The organism is Cellulomonas sp. P4_A2 (assembly GCF_056402515.1).
Genome location: NZ_JBFUHG010000011.1, coordinates 80,961 through 103,843, shown reverse-complemented (window position 1 = coordinate 103,843; position 22,883 = coordinate 80,961). Strand labels below are relative to the sequence as shown.

Annotated in this window: 21 protein-coding genes; 9 read left to right on the top strand and 12 right to left on the bottom strand. The window is 73.2% G+C overall.

The window, feature by feature from the left end; translation table 11 throughout:
• Positions 1–79: 79 nt before the first annotated feature.
• The 5 genes from AC1DUE_RS12465 to AC1DUE_RS12445 all read right to left on the bottom strand — a co-directional run bounded on the left by AC1DUE_RS12465 (position 80) and on the right by AC1DUE_RS12445 (position 4,061).
• The gene (locus AC1DUE_RS12465) at positions 80–994 is read right to left on the bottom strand and encodes a DsbA family protein (protein ID WP_477039741.1); all 915 of its coding nucleotides are present in this window, start codon (positions 992–994) and stop codon (positions 80–82) included.
• A gap of 48 nt (positions 995–1,042) precedes the next feature.
• Complete coding sequence (locus AC1DUE_RS12460; protein WP_477039740.1) at positions 1,043–1,555, bottom strand: hypothetical protein; 513 nt, start codon at positions 1,553–1,555, stop codon at positions 1,043–1,045.
• A gap of 33 nt (positions 1,556–1,588) precedes the next feature.
• Entirely contained in the window at positions 1,589–2,005 is a 417-nt protein-coding gene (locus AC1DUE_RS12455; RefSeq protein WP_477039739.1) for a hypothetical protein, read from the bottom strand.
• A complete protein-coding gene (locus AC1DUE_RS12450; RefSeq protein WP_477039738.1) occupies positions 2,002–2,190 on the bottom strand; it encodes a hypothetical protein in 189 nt (62 codons plus the stop codon). The genes AC1DUE_RS12455 and AC1DUE_RS12450 overlap by 4 nt, the downstream gene beginning before the upstream one ends.
• A gap of 131 nt (positions 2,191–2,321) precedes the next feature.
• Positions 2,322–4,061: a serine/threonine-protein kinase gene (locus AC1DUE_RS12445; protein WP_477039737.1), complete on the bottom strand. Its 1,740-nt coding sequence runs from the start codon at positions 4,059–4,061 to the stop codon at positions 2,322–2,324.
• A 105-nt stretch (positions 4,062–4,166) separates the two neighbouring features.
• On the opposite strand from AC1DUE_RS12445, the gene AC1DUE_RS12440 reads away from it, so the two are divergent.
• From AC1DUE_RS12440 to AC1DUE_RS12410, 7 genes are all read left to right on the top strand, one after another.
• On the top strand, positions 4,167–5,609 hold the full coding sequence (locus AC1DUE_RS12440; protein WP_477039736.1) for an alpha,alpha-trehalose-phosphate synthase (UDP-forming): 1,443 nt from the start codon (positions 4,167–4,169) through the stop codon (positions 5,607–5,609).
• A complete protein-coding gene (otsB, locus tag AC1DUE_RS12435) occupies positions 5,596–6,363 on the top strand; it encodes a trehalose-phosphatase (protein WP_477039735.1) in 768 nt (255 codons plus the stop codon). Before AC1DUE_RS12440 ends, otsB begins: the two co-directional genes overlap by 14 nt.
• A gap of 47 nt (positions 6,364–6,410) precedes the next feature.
• Entirely contained in the window at positions 6,411–7,937 is a 1,527-nt protein-coding gene (locus AC1DUE_RS12430) for an outer membrane protein assembly factor BamB family protein (protein WP_477039734.1), read from the top strand.
• Between the two features lie 10 nt (positions 7,938–7,947).
• Positions 7,948–9,426 (top strand): outer membrane protein assembly factor BamB family protein, encoded by a 1,479-nt coding sequence (locus AC1DUE_RS12425; protein ID WP_477039733.1) that lies wholly within the window; start codon positions 7,948–7,950, stop codon positions 9,424–9,426.
• A 192-nt stretch (positions 9,427–9,618) separates the two neighbouring features.
• Positions 9,619–10,746: an ABC transporter ATP-binding protein gene (locus AC1DUE_RS12420; RefSeq protein WP_477039732.1), complete on the top strand. Its 1,128-nt coding sequence runs from the start codon at positions 9,619–9,621 to the stop codon at positions 10,744–10,746.
• Positions 10,747–10,827: 81 nt separating this feature from the next.
• Positions 10,828–12,099: a DUF4032 domain-containing protein gene (locus AC1DUE_RS12415; RefSeq protein WP_477039731.1), complete on the top strand. Its 1,272-nt coding sequence runs from the start codon at positions 10,828–10,830 to the stop codon at positions 12,097–12,099.
• 170 nt (positions 12,100–12,269) lie between these two features.
• Positions 12,270–13,211, top strand: coding sequence for a type IV toxin-antitoxin system AbiEi family antitoxin domain-containing protein (locus tag AC1DUE_RS12410; RefSeq protein WP_477039730.1), 942 nt, complete (start codon positions 12,270–12,272; stop codon positions 13,209–13,211).
• A gap of 153 nt (positions 13,212–13,364) precedes the next feature.
• On the opposite strand, the gene rlmB is transcribed toward AC1DUE_RS12410, so the two are convergent.
• The 5 genes from rlmB to AC1DUE_RS12385 all read right to left on the bottom strand — a co-directional run bounded on the left by rlmB (position 13,365) and on the right by AC1DUE_RS12385 (position 18,994).
• Positions 13,365–14,372 (bottom strand): 23S rRNA (guanosine(2251)-2'-O)-methyltransferase RlmB, encoded by a 1,008-nt coding sequence (gene rlmB / locus AC1DUE_RS12405; RefSeq protein WP_477039729.1) that lies wholly within the window; start codon positions 14,370–14,372, stop codon positions 13,365–13,367.
• 42 nt (positions 14,373–14,414) lie between these two features.
• Positions 14,415–15,854: a cysteine--tRNA ligase gene (gene cysS, locus AC1DUE_RS12400; RefSeq protein ID WP_477039728.1), complete on the bottom strand. Its 1,440-nt coding sequence runs from the start codon at positions 15,852–15,854 to the stop codon at positions 14,415–14,417.
• A gap of 103 nt (positions 15,855–15,957) precedes the next feature.
• Entirely contained in the window at positions 15,958–17,136 is a 1,179-nt protein-coding gene (locus AC1DUE_RS12395) for an alanine racemase (protein WP_477039727.1), read from the bottom strand.
• Positions 17,133–18,347: an MFS transporter gene (locus AC1DUE_RS12390; protein WP_477039726.1), complete on the bottom strand. Its 1,215-nt coding sequence runs from the start codon at positions 18,345–18,347 to the stop codon at positions 17,133–17,135. Before AC1DUE_RS12390 ends, AC1DUE_RS12395 begins: the two co-directional genes overlap by 4 nt.
• Positions 18,344–18,994 carry a TetR/AcrR family transcriptional regulator gene (locus AC1DUE_RS12385; protein WP_477039725.1) on the bottom strand — a complete coding sequence of 217 codons (651 nt, stop codon included), beginning with the start codon at positions 18,992–18,994 and terminating at the stop codon, positions 18,344–18,346. The genes AC1DUE_RS12390 and AC1DUE_RS12385 overlap by 4 nt, the downstream gene beginning before the upstream one ends.
• A gap of 158 nt (positions 18,995–19,152) precedes the next feature.
• Here AC1DUE_RS12385 and AC1DUE_RS12380 point away from each other — a divergent pair, with 158 nt between their 5' ends.
• Together AC1DUE_RS12380 and AC1DUE_RS12375 are read left to right on the top strand one after the other, a co-directional pair.
• Positions 19,153–20,487 (top strand): D-arabinono-1,4-lactone oxidase, encoded by a 1,335-nt coding sequence (locus AC1DUE_RS12380; RefSeq protein WP_477039724.1) that lies wholly within the window; start codon positions 19,153–19,155, stop codon positions 20,485–20,487.
• Positions 20,488–20,544: 57 nt separating this feature from the next.
• On the top strand, positions 20,545–21,495 hold the full coding sequence (locus AC1DUE_RS12375) for an NADP-dependent oxidoreductase (protein WP_477039723.1): 951 nt from the start codon (positions 20,545–20,547) through the stop codon (positions 21,493–21,495).
• Between the two features lie 20 nt (positions 21,496–21,515).
• On the opposite strand, the gene AC1DUE_RS12370 is transcribed toward AC1DUE_RS12375, so the two are convergent.
• Both AC1DUE_RS12370 and AC1DUE_RS12365 read right to left on the bottom strand, forming a co-directional pair.
• Positions 21,516–21,728, bottom strand: coding sequence for a hypothetical protein (locus AC1DUE_RS12370; protein WP_477039722.1), 213 nt, complete (start codon positions 21,726–21,728; stop codon positions 21,516–21,518).
• A 214-nt stretch (positions 21,729–21,942) separates the two neighbouring features.
• Positions 21,943–22,842 (bottom strand): LysR family transcriptional regulator, encoded by a 900-nt coding sequence (locus AC1DUE_RS12365; protein WP_477039721.1) that lies wholly within the window; start codon positions 22,840–22,842, stop codon positions 21,943–21,945.
• Between the last annotated feature and the right edge of the window lie 41 nt (positions 22,843–22,883).

The window sequence follows — 22,883 nt, the reverse complement described above, 5'->3', positions numbered from 1 at the left end:
CCGGCCGGAGGGTGAAGTAGCCCGATCGAGACGCGCGGGCGCGCCCCCACCAGGGAGACGCGCCCGCGATCACCTCGGGTCAGGACTTGGCGGCGTTGACCGCGTCGAGCAGCGCGCCCGGCGTCTGCCAGTTCTCGAACTTCTCGCCGTTGATCAGGACCGTCGGCGTCGAGATGGCGCCCTGGTCGATCTGCAGCTGGTTCGTGCCGGCCATGACCCACGGGGCGAACGTGCGCCACGTGCCGTCGTGCGAGGTCGGGTTGTCGGACGAGCCGGTCTCGTAGGAGCCGTTCACGGTGTCGGTGAAGGAGTCGGCGACGTCCTGCGGCACGCCCAGGTCGGTGGCGATCTTGGCGATCTCCGCGTCGGTCCGGCCCGACGAGCCCTCGGCGGGCTGGTCGACGTACATCGCGCTGACGAACTCGGCGAAGTGCTCCGGGTCCTTGTCGGCGACGACGGCGGCCGCGTTGGCGGCACGCGTCGAGTAGTTGGTTCCCGAGGACTTGCTGTCGAGGAACGAGATCGGGTGGTACTCGATCGTCGTGCCACCGTCGGCCAGGATCGTGTCGATGTCGTCGCCGTTGATCTGCTCGAACTGGCCGCAGATCGGGCACATGAAGTCGAAGTAGATGCTCAGCACGACGTCGCCGTCACCGACCGTGCCGACCGCGTCGGCGCCCGTGCCGCTGACCGGGATGCCGCCGTTGTCGCCGGCGGGCGCCGGGGCGGTCACGTCGGCGAGGGCGGGCGGGATGACGTCGGCCGAGTTGCTGCCGTAGACGACCTCGGAGTTGTTCGCCTCGTTGGTCTTCTGGTTGTTGATGATCGAGAAGACGATGCCGCCGAGGGCGAGGACGGCGACGACGAGGACCGCGATGCCGATGAGGCGGTTGCGCTTGGCCTTGGCCTCCTGCGCCTTGCGCATCTCAGCGGCCTTGGCGCGGGCCTCGTCGCGCCGCACCGCCTTCGTGGGACGTGGTTCGTTCGTGGGCATGGTGCACTCCAGTGGCTGTGGGTTCGTACGGGGTCGGGTCGAGAGCGGTCAGGCCGCGACGAGCGGCGGACCGCGGCGCGCGATGCTCCCGACGAGCACCCGGGGGCGCGGCACCGACGTGCGCGCGACCGTGACGAGCGACCCGGGCCGCACGGGCGCCGAGGAGGCGTCGGCAGCGCGGCGGGGCAGGACCGAGCGGAGCAGCGCACGCGTCTGGCGGGCCGCCCGCACGAGCAGGGCCGACAGGCCGACACCGCACGCGGTCAGGAGCGCGTAGCCGACGAGCACCGGCAGCGCGACGCTGAGCAGCAGGACCGCACCGCGCGAGACGCCACCCAGGCCGTAGGCCCCCTCGGGGCAGTCGGCGACGTCCTGCAGCACGGCCAGGCGCAGGCCCAGGGACCCGAAGGCACCGCCCGTGCTCACGCAGTCGTGCAGGAGCACCCGCCCCTGCATCGCGATCCCCGCCGTGAACGCCAGGAGGGCCAGGGCGCCGGCGAGCGGCACGACCGGCCGACGGGCATGCACGAGCGCGTCGATCGCCCGTCCTCGCGCCGTCATGCCGCACAGCGTAGGGGTAGCGCCTGTGGGACGTCAGGCACGCGACTGACGGACCACCTCGACGTCGAACCCGAACGACTGCTTCCACTCGCGCGCAAGCCGGTGCCCGGCAAACCTGACGATGCCCCGCAGCCACCACTCGTCCACGTCGATCCCCCGGTGCGCGTGCTCCACCAGCAGCGGCCGGAAGCGCGCGTCGATCTCGGCGACCCGGGCACGCAGGACGGCGGTCTCGGGGAAGTCCGCCAGCTCCGGCGCACGCAGCGCGGCCTCGAGCGTGGTCCGCGACATCACCTCGTTGGCGTAGGCGAACTCGTCCTCGCGGTACCCGTGCTCGCACTCCTCCACGAAGCTCGACCACCGTTCGAGCACCGCCCCCGGGGTGTCGTCGCGCCAGAGCCCGCGACCCCGCACGAACGCGGTGAAGGCGGCGTCGAACGGGCTGGTCACTTGGCCACCTCACGCAGGAAGAACTCGTAGCCCTCGTCGGGCCGGAACCACGCGATGATCACGTCGCCGCGGTGCACGCCCAGGGTCCCGGTGCGGTGGTCGAACCGCACGAGGTCGCCGTTGCTGCGTCGTCCCTCGACGACGTCGTCGCCGGCCTGCCCGTCCCCGCCCGCCGCTCGCGCCACCCATGCTCCCGTCCCGCCGGCCCCCGGTCAGGGCCTCACCCAATGGTCTGGGACCGCCGTGCGCCAGGGCCGTTTTGCATGGCGAGACTCCCCTGCGGTGTCACGGAGCCTGCGCACGGGCGCGTAAGGGGTCAGGGCAGCGTGGGCTCGGGGAACGGGGCCCACGTGATGTCCGTGCCGGTGAGGATCAGTGTGACGAAGATCGCGGACACACCGAGCAGCACGACGATCGCGACGAGCGCTCCCTTGCGCCCCGGGGCGACGACCGCGAGCACCCGGCGCGCGCCGACGCGGGTCATCCGGGACAGCGGCCCCCACCAGACGATGCAGACGCCGATCATGAGGATGGCCGCGACGAGCAGGGTCGCGGTCCTGCCCTGCGGCTCCTGGCCGGACGGCGACCCGCCGATCGTCCAGTGCCCCTCCCCGATGAGCCACCAGGCGACGCCGAGCAGGATCACCACGACGCTGCCGGCGACGAGGAGCGACGGCACGAGCCCGAGCAGCGACCGCACCAGGTGCCAGGGACCGGTCGCGACCGCGCGCGCGTGGTCCGAGCGACGGACGCCGACACGCTCCCGGTGCGCGTGCATCGACTCGACGGTCGACCCGATGGTCCGGATCACGATGACGACGACGAGGAACGCGATCAGGGTGATGCCGGGGTAGATCGCACCCGCCGAGCCGACCAGCACCGCGAACGCGAGGAGGGTGCCCCAGCGGCGCAACGCGGGCGGGCGCACGTAGCCGGAGCCCTCCGGGCCCTCCCCCTCGGAGAGGTCCAGGTCCTCCTCGATCCAGTCGACGCCGTCCTCGTCGTCGTCCTCGAGGTCCTCGTCCTCCTCGTACTCGTCGTCCGTCCCGGCCGTCGGGTCGAACGGACGCGTGAGGCCGTCGTTGACCGGCGGCGCCGTGGAGACGACGGACCCGGCACCGGCCGCAGCGGCGGAACCGGCGCCGGCAGCCACCGCGACCGTCGGCGGCTCGGTTCCCAGGACGGTCGTCCCGACGACGTCCTGCGGGCCGAACGCAGTGGTCTCGGGGTCGTCGGCGAGCGGCTCGCCCTCGGCGACGACGAGCGTCAGCGCCGCGACGACGTCGTCCGGGCTGGTGCGCTCCTCGACGGCGGGCGCGAGGGCTCGTCGCAACGCGGACGCGGTCAGAGGGCCGAGCCCGTCGACGTCCACCTCTCCCGCACGCGCCCGGGCCAGGACGGCCTCGAGCGGGCGGGTGCCGAACGGCGGGCGGCCCGTGGCGGCGAACGCGAGGACCGCGGCCCAGCCCCAGAAGTCGGTGGCGGCGCTGGGCTCGTCGCCGTCGAGCAGCTCGGGCGCCAGGTAGCCGGGGGTCCCGATCACCAGGCCGGCCGACGTCATCCGGGAGTCGTCGGCGGCCTGCGCGATGCCGAAGTCGATGAGCACCGGTCCGTCGTCGGTGACGAGCACGTTGGAGGGCTTGAGGTCGCGGTGGATCACGCCCGCGCCGTGCACCGCCTCGAGCACGTCACGCAGGCCCTCGGCGAGGTCCAGCAGGTCCTCGGCGCCCAGCGGGCCGCGCTCGCGGACGTGCTCCTCGAGGTTGTCGCCCTGGATCAGCTCGGTGACCAGGAACGCCTCGGTCGAGTCGGCCTCGGCGTCCAGGATCGCGGCGACGCCCGGGTGCCGGAGCTTCTGCAGCGCGCTCACCTCCCGACGCAGCCGGGCCCGGGCCGTGGCGTCGGTGCCGATCTGCGTGTGCAGCAGCTTGAGCGCGACCGCGTCGCCGGCGCCGTCCACCGCGCGGTAGACCGTCCCCATGCCACCTTGACCGAGCGGCGCGACGACGGTGTATCCGCCGATCTCCGACCCCGGTGTCAGTCCGATCCGCTCCATCCGTGCACGGTACGGCGACGGCGAGCCGTGAGCATGGCGGCGCTCCGTACCGCACGCCGGCGTGCCGCCCGATAAGGTCGTGCGGAATCCCGAGGAGTTGATCAGGTGCCTTCCGACGTGCCCGGCTACGACTTCGTCGTCGTCGCCAACCGGCTCCCGGTCGACGTCTCGCTCGACGACGACGGCGAACCGACCTGGACCCGCTCGCCGGGGGGTCTGGTCACCGCGCTCGCACCCGTCATGGCGTCCACGTCGGGCGCCTGGGTGGGCTGGGGCGGCGCGCCCGACCTCGAGCTCGACCCCTTCGACGTGGACGGGACCGAGCTGATCCCGGTCGTCCTCACCGAGGACGACATCGAGCAGTTCTACGAGGGCTTCTCCAACGACACCCTCTGGCCGCTCTACCACGACGTCATCGCGCCCCCGCAGTTCCACCGGCAGTGGTGGGACGTGTACCAGCGGGTCAACCGACGGTTCGCCCAGGCCGCCGCGGACCAGGCCGCCGACGGCGCCACCGTCTGGGTGCACGACTACCAGCTGCAGCTCGTCCCGAAGATGCTGCGCGAGCTGCGTCCGGACCTGCGCATCGGCTACTTCCACCACATCCCGTTCCCTGCGCTCGAGATCTTCGCGCAGCTGCCGTGGCGCAAGCAGGTGGTCGAGGGGCTGCTCGGCGCGGACCTCGTCGGCTTCCAGCGGGGCGGCGACGCCGCGAACTTCGTGCGCGTGGTCCGTCGGTACACGGACCTGACCACGCGTGGGCAGGTGATCACGCTCAACGACGCCGACGGCCGCGTGGACCGGCACGTGCGCGCGGCCGCGTTCCCCATCTCGATCGACTCCCACGCGTTCGACGACCTGGCGCGCACCGACGAGGTCCAGGAGCGCGCCAAGCAGATCCGCCACGAGCTGGGCGACCCGGAGTTCCTGCTGCTCGGCGTCGACCGGCTCGACTACACCAAGGGCATCCGGCACCGCATCAAGGCGTACGGCGAGCTGCTCGCGGAGGACCGGCTGTCCCCGCACAGCACCACGCTCGTGCAGGTGGCCAGCCCGAGCCGGGAGAACGTGGGTGCGTACCAGCAGCTGCGCGACGACGTGGAGCTGCTCGTGGGCCGCATCAACGGGGACTACGGGCAGGTGGGCCACGCGCCCGTGCAGTACCTGCACCAGTCGTTCCCCATGGAGGAGATGGCGGCGCTCTACCTGGCCGCCGACGTCATGCTCGTCACCGCCCTGCGCGACGGCATGAACCTCGTGGCCAAGGAGTACGTGGCGGCCCGTTCCGACGATCGCGGCGCCCTGGTCCTCTCGGAGTTCACGGGGGCCGCCGACGAGCTGAGCGGTGCCGTCCTGGTCAACCCGCACGACATCGACGGCATGAAGGACGCCATCTGGTACGCCGTGCACATGGACGCCCGCGACTCGCGCAAGCGGATGCGCAGCCTGCGCCGCCGGGTGCTCGGGCACGACGTCGTGGCGTGGTCGCAGGACTTCCTCGCTGCTCTCAACGCGGTGCCGATCGGAGGCCCGCATGCCGCTGGATGACGTTCTTCAGGAGCTGGCCGCCGCCGACGGTCGCCGGCCCGTGCTCGTCGCGCTCGACTTCGACGGGACGCTCGCGCCGTTGCAGGACGACCCGTCGGCGTCGCGGATCCTGCCCGCGGGCGTCGAGGCGCTGGCCCGGCTCGCCGCGTCGGACGGGATCTCGCTCGCGCTGGTGTCCGGACGCTCCATGGCGGACCTGCACACGCTCGCCGAGGTGCCCGCGGGCACGTTCCTGATCGGCAGCCACGGCGCCGAGCGGGCGCGGGTCACCACGTTCGGGCTCGACCGCGACGTCGTCCAGCTGTCCGACGAGCAGGCCGACCGGCTGGCGACCCTGGGCGCGCAGGCGCTGCGGATCGCGCGCGGCCGCGACGGCGTGTGGGTGGAGACCAAGCCGACGGCGGTCGTCGTGCACACGCGGCTGGCCGAGAGCGCCGTGGCCGGTCCGGCCGAGGACGAGGCGATCGCGCTCGGCGAGGAGCTGGGCACGGGCGTGCTGCACGGCAAGGACGTCGTGGAGATCTCGGTGCTGCGCGCCAGCAAGGGCGAGGCGCTGGTCGCGCTCCGCGACGAGCTCGGCGCTGCCGTCGTGCTCTACGCGGGCGACGACGTCACCGACGAGCACGCCTTCGAGGCCCTGGGTCCGGACGACGTCACGGTCAAGGTGGGCGACGGGACGACGGTCGCGCGCTTCCGCGTCCAGACCCCCGAGCAGCTCGTCGCGGCGCTCGGGTCCTTCGCCGACGCCCTCTGACGCCGGGGCGCTGGCCCCGGACAGGACCGAGGCGTACCGTCCGCCCCATGACCGGCCGGATGCGCGAGGTCGAGCTCGTCGACGAGATCGACGTCCACGTCACGGCAGCGCCCTCCGACGGCTCGGCTCCGGGGCCGCGTTCGTGGCCTCGTCGGCACGCGCTCTGGCTGGTACCCGTCGCCGTCGTGGCCGTCCTGGGCCTCGTCGGCGCGCAGTCCGTCCTCGACGCCCGCGAGCGCAGCCGGATCGCCGCGCTCGCCGACGTCCCCGGCGTCATCCCGCCCACCGGTCCCGACATCGGCGTGATCTGGCGGGCCCCGCCCGAGCTCGGCACCGTCATGCAGGGCGGGTCGATGGTGCACGGTCTGATGGTGGGCGGCGCCACGGACGACGACGGCGGCGTGCGCGTCGTCGCCCTCGACCCGGACACGGGCGAGACCCGGTGGACCACCCCGGTGTCGCTGCCCGTCCCGAACCCGCAGCCGGACGGCACGCAGCCGAGCACGTGGGTCAGCTGCAGCGAGATCCCCCGCGACGACGGACCGCTGGCCGCCTGCCTGTCGCAGCAGTACGGCGAGAACGTCGTCGGCCTGCCCGACACCACGATCTGGGTGCTCGACCCCTCCGACGGGCACGTGCTGTCCACGCGCTCGATCGCCGGGACGTCGGGCGTGACGTTCACGAAGGACGCGATCGTGGTCGCGACGCGGGTCGACGACGCGGGCGAGCCGGCCCGCGACGACGCCAGCTCGGTCCGGTGGAAGGTGGTGGCCGCGGACGCCCGCGACGGCACGCAGCAGTGGACCTGGACGACGCCCCCGGTCGACGTCCTGGGCCGCGAGGACGGGCCGTCGGCGGCGAACGCGTCGGGCGGTGCCTACATGTCGACGTTCGGCGACCAGGTGGTGCTCAGCGTCGACACCGACGCGTGGATCCTCGACGACGACGGCACGCTCGTTCGCGACGTCCCGCTCGAGTCCGGCTCGTGGCTCCAGGGCGCTCGGGCCGGGGCGTACGTGCTGAGCACCTATTCGTCGAGCAACCGGTACTCCGGGAAGCTGCTGCTCGCCGACGGGACCGAGGTCCCGATGGACCAGACCGCGGCCTGGCTCCCCGTCGACGACGGCTCCGCGCCCGGTGTGGTGCTGACGGTCGGCGACGGCCCGTCCGGGGTTCTCGGTATCAGCGGGCGCGACGCCAAGACCGGACAGACCTTGTGGCACAAGGACGACGCCGTCACCACCGCGCTGCTGCTCGACGGCGTCGTGTACGTGCTGGCGTTCAGCGACCTCAGCGCCGTCGACGCCCGGACCGGCGAGGTGCGCTGGACCACCAAGCTCGACGTCGGACCCTCCCAGCTCTCGACCGACGGCCGGTACCTGCTGGTGCCCGGCCTGCGGATCACCCTGGAGGCGTACTCGCTCGCGGACGGGCAGCTCGCGTGGACGGCGGACCTGCACGACGCCGTCACCGACGGTCGCTCGACGCTGGTCCCGCAGGGGTTCCAGTCGACCGGCCGCGACCCCCGGCTGTTCGTGTGGATGACCGACGGCGCGGTCGCCGTCCTGGGATGACGTCGCCGCCATGAGCGAGAGCCAGCGCCTCCATCTCGGCGGCCACCGACAGGTCCTCGAGATCGACGAGGGCGAGCCCGTCACGACCTCGGACGTCGTCGGCGCCCGGCGCGACTGGATCCGGCGGCGCGCACCCTGGCTGGCCGTCGCGGCCGTGCTCGCCGTGCTCGCCCTGGTCGGCGCGCAGACGCTGTTCGACGTCCGCGCGCGCGACCGGCTGGCGTACCTGGCCAGCGTGCCCGGCGTCCTGCAGGCGCTCCCCGAGCACGTCTCCACGCTCTGGGGCTGGACGCCCGCCGACGCGGTGACCCTCGTGGCCGACGACACCGCCGGCCGGTGGACGATCGGCACCCGCTACCGCCAGGGCGCCGTCGAGCTGCGCGGCATCGACCCGGACACCGGCGCACACCTGTGGTCCACGCCGTTCCCGATCGACGACGCGCTGCCGCCGGAGGCCCGCGGCACGTTCCCGTCCGTCTGGGTGCGGTGCGCGACCCTCCCGGCCGAACGCGCGGTCTGCGGCGCGGACCTCGCCGGCCCGGGGCAGGTCGTCGGCACGCCGCTCATGGTCCTCGACCCCAACGACGGCTCGGTGATCTCCCGTCGGATCCTGCCCGCCGGGACGCTCTGGGCCGCCAGCGACGGCCTCGTGGTGGTCGCGCGCCCGGTCGCCGACGACAGCACCCACACCCACTGGGACGTCCGCGCCACCGACCCGGGCACCGGCGCGCGCGTCTGGAGCGACAGCACGCCGTCGGTCGCGGCCTCGGAGCCCCTGCGCATCGGCAGCACCACGATCGACAGCGAGACCACGCTGAGCGCCGACGCCGACCGGGTCCTGCTCGCCGGCGACGGGCACGCGTGGCTGTGGTCGCCCGACGGGGAGCCGCTGACCCCGCACTCGGTCGGACCCAAGGGCTGGACCGAGCTCGGGCGCTCCGACACCCTCGCCTGGACGCCGTTCCAGAGCCTGGCCCACCCGGCGGGCGTGCTGGTCACCGATCGCGGCAAGCACGTCGCCGTGGACGGCTCGCAGGCCGACCTCGCGGTCGACGACGGGAGCGCGCGCAACGTCGTCCTGCTGCGCAACGGTCAGGGCGGCTCCGTCGTGGTCGCGCGCGACGCGACGACCGGCCGGGAGCTGTGGCGGGCCGAAGGGACCACGGGCCCATTGATGGTGCTCGACGGCGCTGTGGTGACGGCAGGCTCCACCTCGGTGGTCTCCCGCGACGCACGGTCCGGCGACGAGCGCTGGCGCGCCCACGTCGACGCGACGCCCGTCTACCTGGGCGCCGACCCCCTGCACGTCGTCGTCCTCACCGACGACCTCCAGCTGCGCACTCTCGACCTCGTCGACGGACGGACGGCCGGCACCGCCGACGTCCGCTCGCTGCTGGGCGGCGGCTACGCCACCCTCGACGACGCGGAGGAGCACGGCGGGCGGCTGCTGCTCACGTTCCGCGACGGCTCCGGCCTGGCACTCGGGTGAAGGTGGTGTGAGAGCCACCCGCACGTGTGGTGCACGTCACGCCCGATTGCGGTGGTTCCGGCGTGGTGTGGCAAGATGACCGCGGGTCGCCGATGTACACCCTGCATCCGGCCCGTGTCATCGAGGACACCTTTGACACTCTTCACAACGGATCGTCCGGCACGTACCTGCCGGTGAAGGGATTGATCAGTCATGGCAACGGTCACTTTCGACAAGGCTTCCCGGATCTACCCGGGGACCGAGCGCCCCGCGGTCGACGCGCTCGACCTGCACATCGAGGACGGCGAGTTCCTCGTCCTCGTCGGCCCCTCCGGCTGTGGTAAGTCCACCTCGCTCCGCATGCTCGCGGGCCTCGAGGACGTCAACTCCGGCCGCATCCTCATCGGCGACCGCGACGTCACGGACGTCCAGCCGAAGGACCGCGACATCGCGATGGTGTTCCAGAACTACGCGCTGTACCCGCACATGACGGTGGCGGACAACATGGGCTTCGCGCTCAAGATCGCCGGCACCCCGAAGGCGGACATCCGCCAGCGCGTCGAGGAGGCTGCCAAGATCCTCGACCTGTCGCAGTACCTCGACCGCAAGCCGAAGGCCCTCTCCGGTGGCCAGCGTCAGCGTGTCGCCATGGGCCGCGCCATCGTGCGTTCGCCCCAGGTGTTCCTCATGGACGAGCCGCTCTCGAACCTCGACGCCAAGCTCCGCGTCCAGACCCGTACGCAGATCGCGTCGCTGCAGCGTCGTCTCGGTGTCACCACCGTCTACGTCACGCACGACCAGACCGAGGCCCTGACCATGGGCGACCGCATCGCGGTCCTCAAGGACGGCCTCCTGCAGCAGGTCGGCACGCCGCGCGACATGTACGACACCCCGGCCAACGTCTTCGTCGCCGGCTTCATCGGCTCGCCGGCCATGAACATCGGCACGTTCCCGGTGCTCGACGGCAACGCCAACCTGGGCCGGACCGCCGTTCCGATCCCCCGTGACGCCATCGGCCAGCTGACCGAGGACGACAAGAACCACATCACCGTCGGCTTCCGCCCCGAGTCCGTGGACGTCGTGCCCTCCGGCACCCCCGGCGGCATCCCGGTCATCGTGAACATCGTCGAGGAGCTCGGCTCCGACGCGTTCGTCTACGGCTCGCTGACCAACGAGTTCGGCCACGCCGCCGACGTGCACTCCGGTGCCGGCGACGCCCAGGTCATCGTGCGCGTCGACCCGCGCCAGGTGCCCGCCAAGGGCGAGACCATCTACATCGCGATCCGCGCGGGCGAGTCCCACCTGTTCCACGCCGGCTCGGGCGAGCGCATCGCCATCTGATCGTCTGATCGCCGAGGGGCGGTCCTGGCACTCGCCGGGGCCGTCCCTTTGGTGTTGGCACCTGCTGGGAGAATGGTCGTCATGAACGCGCTGCAGATCACCGCGGCCTCGCCGGACCCGGCGCTGCTCGACCTTCCCTGGCACCTCCCGCTCGAGGACTGGCCCGCCGAGACGCTGGCCGCCCTCCCCCGCGGCATCTCGCGGCACATCGTGCGGTTCGTGAAGATGTCCGGGCGGGTCATCGCCGTCAAGGAGATCGGCGAGACCGTCGCGTACCGCGAGTACGAGCTGCTGCGCCAGCTGCGGCGCCTGGACGTCCCCGGCGTCGAGCCCGTGGGCGTGATCACCGGCCGCTCGGACGCCTCCGGCGAACGCCTCGAGGCCTGCCTCATCACGCAGCACCTCTCGTTCTCGCTGCCCTACCGCGCGCTGTTCAGCCAGGTCCTGCAGCCCGACACGGCCACGCGCCTGATCGACGCCCTCGCGGTGCTCCTGGTCCGGCTGCACCTGGTCGGCTTCTACTGGGGTGACGTGTCGCTGTCCAACACCCTGTTCCGACGAGACGCCGAGACCTTCGCCGCGTACCTCGTCGACGCCGAGACGGGCGACCTGCACGACCGCCTCACCGACGGCCAGCGCGGGTACGACCTCGAGATCGCCCGCGTGAACATCATCGGTGAGCTCATGGACCTGCAGGCGGGCGAGTTCCTCGAGGAGGACGTCGACGCCGTCGCCATCGGGGACGCCCTCGCCGAGCGGTACGAGGAGCTGTGGCGTGCCCTGACCGAGCCCGAGACGTTCGGCTACGGCGACCGCTGGCGCGTGCAGGCCCGCATCGACCGCCTCAACGACCTGGGCTTCGACGTCGGCGAGCTCGACATCACCACCGACGTCGACGGCACGCGCGTGGTCATCCAGCCGAAGGTCGTCGACGCCGGGCACCACTCCCGCCGCCTGATGCGCCTCACCGGCCTGGACGTGCAGGAGAACCAGGCCCGCCGGCTCCTGAACGACCTCGACGAGTACAGGGCCGCCACCGACCGGCAGCGCGAGGACGAGTCGTTCGTCGCCCACGACTGGCTCACCGACGTGTTCGAGCCCGCCGTCCGCGCCGTCCCCCGCGACCTGCGCGGCAAGCTCGAGCCCGCGCAGATCTACCACGAGCTGCTCGACCACCGGTGGTACCTGTCCGAGCAGGCCGGCCACGACGTGTCCATGAAGAAGGCCGTGAAGAGCTACCTCAAGGACATCCTGCCCAACCGTCCCGACGAGCAGGCGATCCTCGGCGTGCAGGCGGGCGAGATCCCCGAGACAGGCATGATCCCCCGCATCGACGACCCGCTCCTGGGCTGACCGGGCCACCGCCCGCCACCTGCCCTCCGAGGCGGGTCGGAGCCGCCGACGGCGCCCGCGGGACGCGACGGCGCCCCGTGCGTGTGGCGCCGTCGCGTCTACCGGGCGCCGTCAGCGCGCCCTGTGGACGCGACGCGATACGCATCCGAGCGCGGTGACAGGCTCGTGCGGTGGACCGAGCGGACGAGCTGGACGGGTTGGTCGGTCGTGGGGTGTTCACGACACAGGACGCCCTGGCCGTAGGGCTCACCCACGGTCGGCTCGCGCACGAGGTCGCCCATGACGTCGTCGTCAGGGTCCGCCGCGGCTGCTACGTCGGCGCAGCCCGCTGGCGGTCGGCGGCACCGGGCGAGCGGCATCTCCTTCGCGTCCGCGCGGCGGCCCAGGAGATGCCCGGCGCGGTGTTCTCGCACGCGTCGGCGGCGGCAGTCTGGGGCCTCCCGCGGGTCGGCGCCTGGCCGTCGTCGATCGAGGTCGCGACCCAGCGACGCGGTGGCGGACGGTCGAAGCCGGGAGTCGTCCGCCGCGACTCGACGAACGAGGTGCCCGCCGTCCAGGTCGACGGGCTGCTGGTCACCGGGCCGGCCAGGACGGTCGTCGACCTCGCGCGGACCTCCACGTTCGTGACCGGTCTCGCTGCCGCCGACCACGCCCTGCACCACCAGCTCACCACCCACGCCGATCTCGCGGCAGCGCTCGACGAGCTCGGCACCAGGCGCGGAGCTCGAGCGGCGCGGCGGGTCCTCGAGCACGCGTCGGGGTTGGCCGAGTCGGCGGGCGAGTCCCTGAGCCGCGGCCGGATGATCGAGATCGGCATCCCGCTCCCGACTCTTCAGCAGCCGCTGAAGGACGTTCGAGGTCCCGTCGGACGGGTGGACTTCTGGTGGCGCCACCTGCGCCTGATCGGAGAGTTCGACGGGCGGATCAAGTACCGCGTCGACGGCGTCGAGGACCGCCGAGCACTCGAGGAGCGGCTCTGGGCCGAGAAGCTCCGGGAGGATCGACTACGCGCGGGCGGCGCGAGGATGGTCCGCTGGACCTGGGACGTCGCACTCGACCGCAACCGCTTCGCCGCCCACCTGGCCACGGCCGGCCTGACGGCCACCCGCTGAAGCGCACCCGCCGACGGCGCCCCGGGCCTGCGACGGCGCCCCGTGTGGCTGGCGCTGTCGCGCATTTCGGGCGCCGTCGGCGATTCCGGCGGGCCTGCGGCCGTGCGGCACGTCCGCGGCGGGCCAGCGGCGGTGCGGCCGCCGACTGCGGCGTCAGACCGCGCGCTGGCGGGCGACCTCGTAGAGGGCGATACCCGCGGCGACGCCGGCGTTGAGCGACTCGACCGCGGACGTGATCGGGATCGAGGCGATGGCGTCGCACTGCTCGCGCACCAGGCGGGACAGGCCGTTGCCCTCGGAGCCGACGACGAGCACGAGCGGGTCGGTCGCGTAGGGCAGCTCGGTGATCGTGGTGTCGCCGCCGCCGTCCAGCCCGACGACGAACACGCCGGCCTGCTTGAGCCCCTGCAGGGTGCGCACCAGGTTGGTCACGCGGGCGACCGGCACGCGTGCCGCGGCACCGGCGGAGACCTTCCACGCGGACGCGGTGACGCCGGCGGCACGCCGCTCGGGCACCAGCACGCCGTGCGCTCCGAACGCGCCCGCGGACCGCAGGACCGCGCCGAGGTTGCGCGGGTCGGTCACGCCGTCGAGCGCGACGATCAGCGCCGCACGGTCCGACTCCGCGGCCGCGTCGAGCAGGTCGTCGTCGTCGGCGTACTCGTAGGGGGGGACCTGGATGGCGACGCCCTGGTGGACGGAGCCGTCGGTCAGGCGGTCGAGCTCGGAGCGGCTGACCTCGAGCAGCGGGTAGTTCGAGTTGCCGGCCGCGGCGATGATCTCGCGCGTGCGGTCGTCGGCCTCCAGGCGCGAGGCGATGTACACCGTCGACACCGGGATGCCCGCGCGCAGCGCCTCGACCACGCTGTTGCGGCCGGACACGATCTCGTGGGTCGAGCTCTTGCGCCCGCCCTTGGAGCCGGCCGCGCTGCGCGACGCCCCCGCCGCCTGCCGCCCGGAGGTCCCGCGCGTCCCGGCGACCGCGCGGCGCTCGGCCGCGATCTTCGCCTTGTGCGCCGGGTGGTACTCGCGGTCCTCGGCCTTGGGCGTCGGGCCGCGACCCTCGAGCGAGCGGCGGTTCTTGCCGCCGGTGCCTGCGCTCGCGGTCTTCTTGGATCCTGCCTTGCGGGTGGCCCCGCGGCGGGAGGAGTTGCCAGCCATGCTGTGTTCCTTTGTTCTGAAGCGTGTGGGGTCCGGCTGGTGTCAGCCGTCGACGTCGGTGCGCGCGGCCAGAGACCAGCGCGCCCCGGAAGATGAGTCCTCGACGACGACCCCGGCCGCGGCGAGGCGGTCCCGGATCGCGTCGGACGTGGCGAAGTCGCGGGCGGCGCGGGCCTGCGCGCGGGCCTCGAGCTCGGAGGCGACCACCGACTCCAGGGCGTGCACGTAGCGCTCGTCGCCCGTCGTGGCACGCCAGTGCTCGCCGGCCGGGTCGAGGCCGAGCACGTCGAGCATCGCGCGGAGCACGACCATCGACTCGCGGGCCTCGGCGGCGTCCCCGCGCGCGAGCGCGGAGTTGCCGGTGCGCAGGTGCTCGTGCACGACCGCGAGCGCGGCCGGGACGTTGAGGTCGTCGTCCATCGCGGCGACGAAGTCGTCGGGCAGCTTCGCGGACGCCACCTCGGCGTCGTCGGCCACACCGACCTTCTCGGCGGCCCGCTCGACGAACCCCGCGAGCCGGTCCCACGTCGCCTCGGCCTCGCGCAGGGTGTCGTCGGACCACTCGAGCATGGAGCTGTACTGGACGGCGGTCATCGCGTACCGCAGGACCGACGCGCGCTCCTTGGCCAGCACCGCGGTGACCAGCAGGCCGTTGCCGAGCGACTTGCTCATCTTGGCGCCGCCCTGCGTGACCCAGCCGTTGTGCAGCCAGTACCGCGCGAACCCGTACCCGGCCGCGCGCGACTGCGCCTGCTCGTTCTCGTGGTGCGGGAACCGCAGGTCCAGGCCGCCGCCGTGGATGTCGAACGTCTCGCCCAGGTAGCGCTGCGCCATGGCGGAGCACTCCAGGTGCCAGCCCGGCCGGCCGCGGCCGAACGGGGTGTCCCAGCTCGCCGTGTCGGGCTCCCCCGGCTTCGCGGCCTTCCAGAGGGCGAAGTCGCGTGGGTCGCGCTTGGCGTCGTCGTCGACCGTGCCGTCCGGCGCCGGGATCATGTCGTCCACGCGCTGGTTGGTCAGCGCGCCGTACTCGCCGTAGCTGCGGACGTCGAACCACACGTCGCCGGGGCTCGTCGTGTAGGCATGGCCCTTCTCGACGAGCCGCACCATCAGCTCGATCATCGCGGGCACGTGCCCGGTCGCCCGCGGCTCGTAGCTGGGCGGCAGGACCCCGAGGGCGTCGTAGGCCTCGCTGAACGCGCGCTCGTTGAGCATCGCCCAGGCCCACCACGCCTCGCCCGCGTCGGCGGCCTTCGCGAGGATCTTGTCGTCGATGTCGGTGACGTTGCGGATGAGCGTGACCCTGTTGCCCGACCGGCGCAGCCAGCGGACGAGCACGTCGAACGCGACGGCCGACCGCAGGTGGCCGATGTGCGGCGCCGACTGCACGGTCGCGCCACACAGGTACACGCCCACCTCGCCGGGAACGAGCGGTACGAAGTCACGCACCGTCCGGGTCGCGGTGTCGAAGAGGCGCAGGGTCACGCGGGCAAGGCTACCGGCGCAGCGCCCCGCCCCGCGCCCGCCGGGGATCCCCGACGTCCGCGTTCGTGCTCGTCGTCGGCCCGACGAGTGCGGGCCGGGGCGGTCAGCCGAAGGTGTGGGACTCGCCGCGGTACGTGGGGACTGTGGCCTCGATGGTGGTGTCCCGGACCAGGTGCACCGACTCGAAGCGCTCCATGACCTCGCCCGACTTGGCGTGCCGGAACCACACGCGGTCGCCGACGCGCAGGTCGGCACCGCCGGACAGGCGCAGCGGCGTCTGCACCTCGCCGGCGCCCTCGCGGCTGGTCAGCGACAGCCCGCCGGGCCAGACCGGGCGCGGCTGGCGGGACTTCGTCGACGGGCCGGACGCGATGTAGCCGCCACCGAACACGGTCGCGAAGCCCGCGGCGGGGATGCGGACCACGTCGAGCCCGAAGAATGCGGCAGGGCGAGGCGTGAACGACCGGTAGGAGTCGAACAGGGTGGGCACGAACAGGCCCGAGCCGGCCGTGACCTCGGTGACGGCCGGGTCGGCGGCGCTGCTCGCGACGGAGCCGGAGCCGCCGCTGTTCACCAGGGAGAGCTCGTGCCCGACGCCGTCCTGCACCGCGGCGACGACGGCGGCACGGCGGGAGGCCAGGTCCGCGATCGACAGGCGCTTGACCGCGCGGACCGCCGCGCTGGAGTCGGGCAGACCGGCCACCTGGGCCTCGTAGAACATGACGCCGACCACGTCGACGCCCGGACGAGCGGCGATCGCGCGGGCGAGCGCCCCGGCGTCGGCCGCCGAGTGCACCGGCGAGCGACGCACGCCGAGGTGCGCGGCCAGCGGTCCGATCTTGACGCGCAGCGACGCGTCGACGTCCAGGCAGAGCCGGATCGTGACGCCGTGCGCGGACGCCGAGCGGGCCGCGAGGTCCACCTGCGCGAGGTCGTCGACCATGAGCGTGACGGCGGCGACCGCGGCGGGGTCGGCCGCGAGCTTGTCCATGGCGTCGGTGTCGACGGTCGGGTAGCCCATCAGGACGTCGTCGACACCCTGCGAGACGAGCCAGAGCGCCTCCCGCAGCGAGTACGCCATGACGCCCGCGAAGCCGTCGCGGGCGAGCACGCGCTGCAGCACGGCCCGGACGCGCACGGACTTGCTGGCGACGCGGATGGGCGTGCCGGCCGCGCGCCGCACCAGGTCGGTCGCGTTGGCGTCGAGAGCATCGAGGTCGACGACTGCCAGCGGTGCGGGCAGTCCTCGGGTGGCGGTGTCGAGCCGGTCGCCCAGCTTCACGCGGGCACCTCCTCAGGCGTAGGTGGGCGTCGGGCGGCGGGCGTCGCGAACCGGCCCGCGAGGGCGGCCACGGTGACGACCAGCGCGACGGGGACGAGGAAGCCGATCCGGAACGACGTGGCGTTCCCGATCGCGCCGACCATGACGGCCCCGAGCAGCGTCCCGACGTAGTTGAAGACGTTGAGCCGGGCGATGACGGCGTCGGCGTGGTCGGGCGCGAGGGCGCCGGCCGCGGAGAAGCACAGCGGCGCGATGAGGCCGAGCCCGGCGCCGGCGACCGCGAAGCCGATCGTCGCCGCCACGACCCCGGGTGCCGTGATGACCAGGAGCAGACCGGCGGCGCCGACGAGCGACGAGACTCGGACGACGCGGACGCGGCCCCAGCGCCGCACGGCCGAGTCGCCGACGAGCCGGGACGCGAGCGTCGCGCCCAGGTACGGCGCGATGACGAGCGGCGCGACCCAGTCGGCCGCGTCGAGCGCGTCGAGCAGGTAGATGGTTCCCCAGGTCTGCGTCGCGTTGTCGACCGCGAAGTACGCGACGACGGCGACGGCCAGCACGAGCATCGGACCCCAGGGCACGTGCGCCCGCGGCGGGTCGTCGGCGCCCGCCAGGGGCGCATCCTGCGTCCGTGCCCCGTCGCGCATCGCCAGCGCCGCCGCGACCCAGGCCACCGGCGCGGCGAGCAGGAACAGCACGTGCACGGGCTCGAGCGGGAGGTCCGCTGCCACGGACGCGGCGACGGCGAACGACGCCAGGACGGCTCCCGCGGACCACGACGCGTAGAAGCCCGAGGTCAGCGGCCGGCCGTAGGCGCGCTGCACCGCGATGGCCTGCATGTTGAGCGAGGCGTCGACCATGCCGAGCGACAGCCCGTAGACGACGAACGCGACGACCACCAGGGCGAACGTGGGCACGACCGCGATGATCGGCACGATCACGCCGATCCCGACCAGACCCGCGGTGAGCGCGACGCGGCTGCCCCCGCGCCGGCTCACCGTGTCGGCGACGAAGGTTCCTGCGGCCGCGGCGAGCAGGACGCCGAGCACGGCGAGCGTGATCGCGCCGTCGTCGACGCCGTACCGCGTCTTGAACGAGTCCAGGCTCAGCAGGATCAGGAGGAGGACGAATCCCTGGGCGCCGAAGCCGAGGGACACGGCGACGCGCGCCCGGCGGTCCGGTCCGGCCGCCGCCGGGACGACAGCGCTCACGCGGGCAGTGCCTCGTCGCCGGTCGTCAGCAGCTCGTCCAGGTCGCCAGAGGGGTTGGCGACGGTCATGGAGAGCAGGAACTTGCCGAAGCCGTGCATGCCCTCGCGGGCCTTCTCCTCGTCGCCGTCGACCAGCCAGGCCAGCGAGTAGCCGTCGACGACCGCGACGACCGTGCGAGCGAGGGTCTCGAGCGGGACCGTGAAGGTCACGCCGGCTCCCTGCTCGACGCCGCGCAGGACCTGCTCCGCGGCGGCCCACTGGCCCCGGTACTGCTCGATCGCGACCTGGTTGAGCTCCGGGTGGCGCAGCGAGGAGGTCGTGAGCTCGTAGCTCAGCAGCTGCGAGCCTCTCGAGTCCTTGATGCCGTCCCAGAGCGCGTCGATGGTGCCGTCGATGATGTCCGCGACCCCGGCCTCCGGCGGGAGCTCGCCCAGGCTGCGCTGGAGGTTGGCCGACGTGATGGCGTGCGCCATCGCGCGCAGCAGCTCGTCCTTGTCCTGGAAGCAGTAGTGCACGACGCCCAACGACACGCCGGCCTCGGCCGCGACCGCCCGCACGGTGGCGGCGTCGATGCCGTCCCGGCTCGCGACCGCGAGTGCAGCCTCGATGAGCTGCTCACGTCTTTCAGCGACAGGCAAACGATTCACGAAGGTCCCCTCCCTCGAACGGCGGCCCCACCGGTTGGTGCAACACCGGCGGGTGAGGCCGACGCCTCCCCAGTGCACAGTTTCAATACCCACCGTGACGATAGTCAAGGACCGGGCGCACTTGACTTGGACAGTTGACCAATAGGACCCTCTATTCCATGGGACACCCGTCCGGCTCCGTGGCGTGGCGCAACTGGTCGCGCACCGCGTCGGCGACCCCTCAGCGCGTGGTCTACCCCGCTGACCAGGACGAACTGGTCGAAACCGTACGGAGCGGGGCAGACGAGGGTCTGCAGGTGCGGGCGGTGGGCGCCGGGCACTCTTTCACCCCCGTGGCCGCGTCGGACGGCATGCACCTGCACCTCGATCGGCTGAACGCGTTCGAGCGTGTCGCGGCCCAGATCGATGGCACGACACACGTCACGGTCGGCGCGGGCATCCGCCTCGGCGCCCTGAACGCCGAGCTGGCTGCCCGCGGCCTGGGCATGCGCAACCTCGGCGACATCGACAAGCAGTCGGTCGCCGGCGCGATCTCGACCGGCACGCACGGCACCGGCGCCCGTCTCGGGGGCCTCGCGACGCAGGTCGTCGGCGCCCGCATCGTCACGGCCAAGGGTGAGGTTCTCGAGACCTGCCCCGAGCAGAACCCCGAGCTGTTCGAGCTGGCCCGCCTCGGCCTGGGCAGCGTCGGCGTGCTCTCCGCGGTCACCCTCGAGGTCGTCCCCGCGTTCAAGCTCGAGGCCGTCGAGGAACCCTGGCCCCTGGACCGCGTGCTCGAGCGCCTCGACGGACCTGACGGACTTGTCGAGGGCAACGACCACTTCGAGTTCTACTGGTTCCCGCACACGCGCCGCACCCTCACCAAGCGCAACAACAGGGTTCCCGACGAGGTCGAGCGGCCGCTGAACCCGGTCCGCGGCTGGATCGAGGACGAGCTGATGTCGAACGGCCTGTTCGCCGCGGTCAACGCGATCGCGACGATCGCGCCGCGGACGACGGCCGGCATCAACGGCCTGTCCGCCCGCGCGCTGAGCTCGCGCCGCTTCGTCGCCCCCGCGCCCGAGGTCTTCGTCAGCCCCCGCCGCGTGCGCTTCCGCGAGATGGAGTACGCGATCCCCCGCGACCAGCTCGTCCCGGTGCTGACCGAGATCGACCGCTGGCTCGAGGCCTCGGGCGAGCGCGTCCCGTTCCCCGTCGAGATCCGGTTCGCCGCCGCCGACGACCTGTGGCTGTCCACGGCGCACGGCCGCGAGACCGCCTACATCGCCGTGCACCAGTACATCCGCCTGCCGTTCGAGACGTACTTCCGTGCGGTCGAGCAGATCGTCGCCGCCGTCGGGGGCCGTCCGCACTGGGGCAAGATGCACTGGCTCGAGGCCGACCGCCTCAGCCAGCTGTACCCCCGGTTCGCCGACGCGCAGCGAGTCCGGCAACAGGCCGACCCGGACGGCGTGTTCAGCAACCCGTACCTGTCCCGCCTCTTCGGCGCGTAAAGCCCTCACAGGGCGCACACCCTGGTCAACGGCCGCGCACGGGTGCACTCTGAGCCCGTGGCAGTCAGCAGCAGAGCCGTCGTCGCAACAGCGTTCGGCGGGCCCGAGGTCCTCCGCGTCGTCGAGGTGGACACCGCAGAACCCGGTCCCGGGAACGTCCTCATCGACGTCCGCGCCGCAGCCGTCAACGCGATCGACTGGAAGCGGTACTCGGGCGGGGGCAGCGCCGACCCCAGCCGGCTCCCGATGCGGCTCGGCTACGAGGTGTCCGGCGTCGTGAGCGCCGTCGGTCCGTCCGTCCGGTGGCTCTCGCCGGGCGACGAGGTCATCGCGTGGCGCGTCGACGGCGGCTACGCCGACCGGATCGTCGTCTCGGAGCAGGTGACCGTCCGCCGGCCGCCCAACCTCGACTGGGCTCCCGCCTCCGGTCTCCTGCTCACCGGGGCCACCGCGGTCCACACCCTGTCCGCGACCGGCACCCACGACGGCGACGTCGTCCTCGTGCACGGCGGGTCCGGGGGCGTCGGACGGATGGTCGTGCAGCTGGCCGTCCTGCGCGGCGCCCAGGTGATCGCGACCGCGTCCACGCGGCACCACGACGACCTGCGCGCGCTCGGCGCGATCCCGGTGGCCTACGGCGACGGGCTGCTCGACCGGCTGGACGACGCGGTCCGGACCACCGGGCCGATCACCGTCGCGATCGATACCGTCGGCACCGACGAGGCGCTCGACACCTCCGTCGCCGTCGTCGAGGACCGGCAGCGCGTCGCGACGATCGCGGGGTTCCGGCGGGCCGGCGAGCTGGGCATCCGGGCGCTGGGTGGGGGCCCGGGCGCCGACCCGGGGACTCTCGTCCGGGAGGCCGCCCGCGCGCAGCTGGCGGAGCTGGCGTCCGACGGGTCCCTGGACGTGCGGGTCGCGCAGACCTACGCGCTCGAGGACGCCGCCAAGGCCCACGCCGAGGGCATGACCGGCCACGCCAGCGGCAAGCTGGTCCTGCTGCCCTGACGCCGTACCGTGCCGACCGGTCAGACCGTGCGGGTCAGCACCGGGACCGGGGGCGCGGTTCCCGTGAGCTGGCGTGGGGCGTGGTCGTCGAGGCCCATCAGGCCCGCGCGCGTGGCCTCGAGGACGTCGAGCGGGACGAACCCGCGGGGGTCGTCGAACCGCTGTCCGCCCGGGGTGCCCGCCGCGCGCACGACGGGCAGCTGCTGGGTGGGAGCGTCGGCGGTCTGGGTCACGGCAGGAACGTACCTTTCGTCCGAATCGGACGCCAGCCTGCAGACCCGGACCTCACCCACCGGTCACCCGGACGCGACCCCGAACGAGCGACACCCCCTCGGAACACCCCGAACGGCCGCAGGCCCCGATCGCGACGCGTCCGCGCGCCGCTGCCGAACGGTCGCGGGGCGGGTGCGCAGGTCAGGACTCGTGCATCGTCACGCGCGACGTCGGTCAGCCCGGCGGGGCGATCTGCGCGGCGAGGGACCGGAGCTCGTGCAGGACGCGGCGGACGACGAGGCGCTCGGCGCGGTCGCGACGCAGGAGGGCGTCGATCCGGCGGCCGGCCCGCACGCCCTCCAGCGGGACGAGCCGGATCCGCCTGCTTCCGCCGAACGTGTAGCGCGGAAGGAGCGAGATGCCGTGCCCGGCGCCGACGAGCGCCTCGACGACGTGGAAGTCGTTGACCCGGTGCACGATGCGCGGCGCCGTCCCGGCCCGGCCAGCGACCTCGGTGACCAGCGAGGCGATCGGGAAGCCGACGCGCACCGAGATCCACGACGCGTCGGCCAGGTCGGTCGGGTGGACGGATGCGCGCGACGCGAGCGGGTGGTCGAGCGGCACGGCGACGTCGAGCGGCTCGCGCAGCAACGGCACCACCTGCACGCCCGGCCAGTCGGGCGCGTCCTCGGGCCGGTGGGCGACGACGATGTCGATCCGGTCGGTGAGCGCCGCGAAGTCCTCCTGGGCCACGTCCTCGTCGGTGCACTCCAGCGTGATGCCGTCGAGCAGCCCCACGCGGGTCAGCAGCCCGGGCAGGAGCAGCTCTGCGCCGCTCTGGAACGCCGACACCCTCACGATGCCCTCGGGACGCTCCCGGAAGGCGTCACAGGCCGCCTGAGCGCGTTCCAGGGCCACTGCGACGTCCACGGCGGCCGCGGCCAGAGCCTCGCCCGCGGGGGTCAGCCGGAGCCCGCGCCCGACCCGCTCGGTGAGGGGCACCCCGGCCTCGCGCTGCAGCACGGCCACCTGCTGCGACACCGCGGACGGCGTGAGGTGCAGGACGGCCGCCGCGGCGGTCACGCCGCCCTGCGACCCGACGGTGCGGAGCGTCTCGAGCGCGCGAGCATCCATGTAGGCACGCTACATCGTCGGATAAATATCTTTCGCTGGCG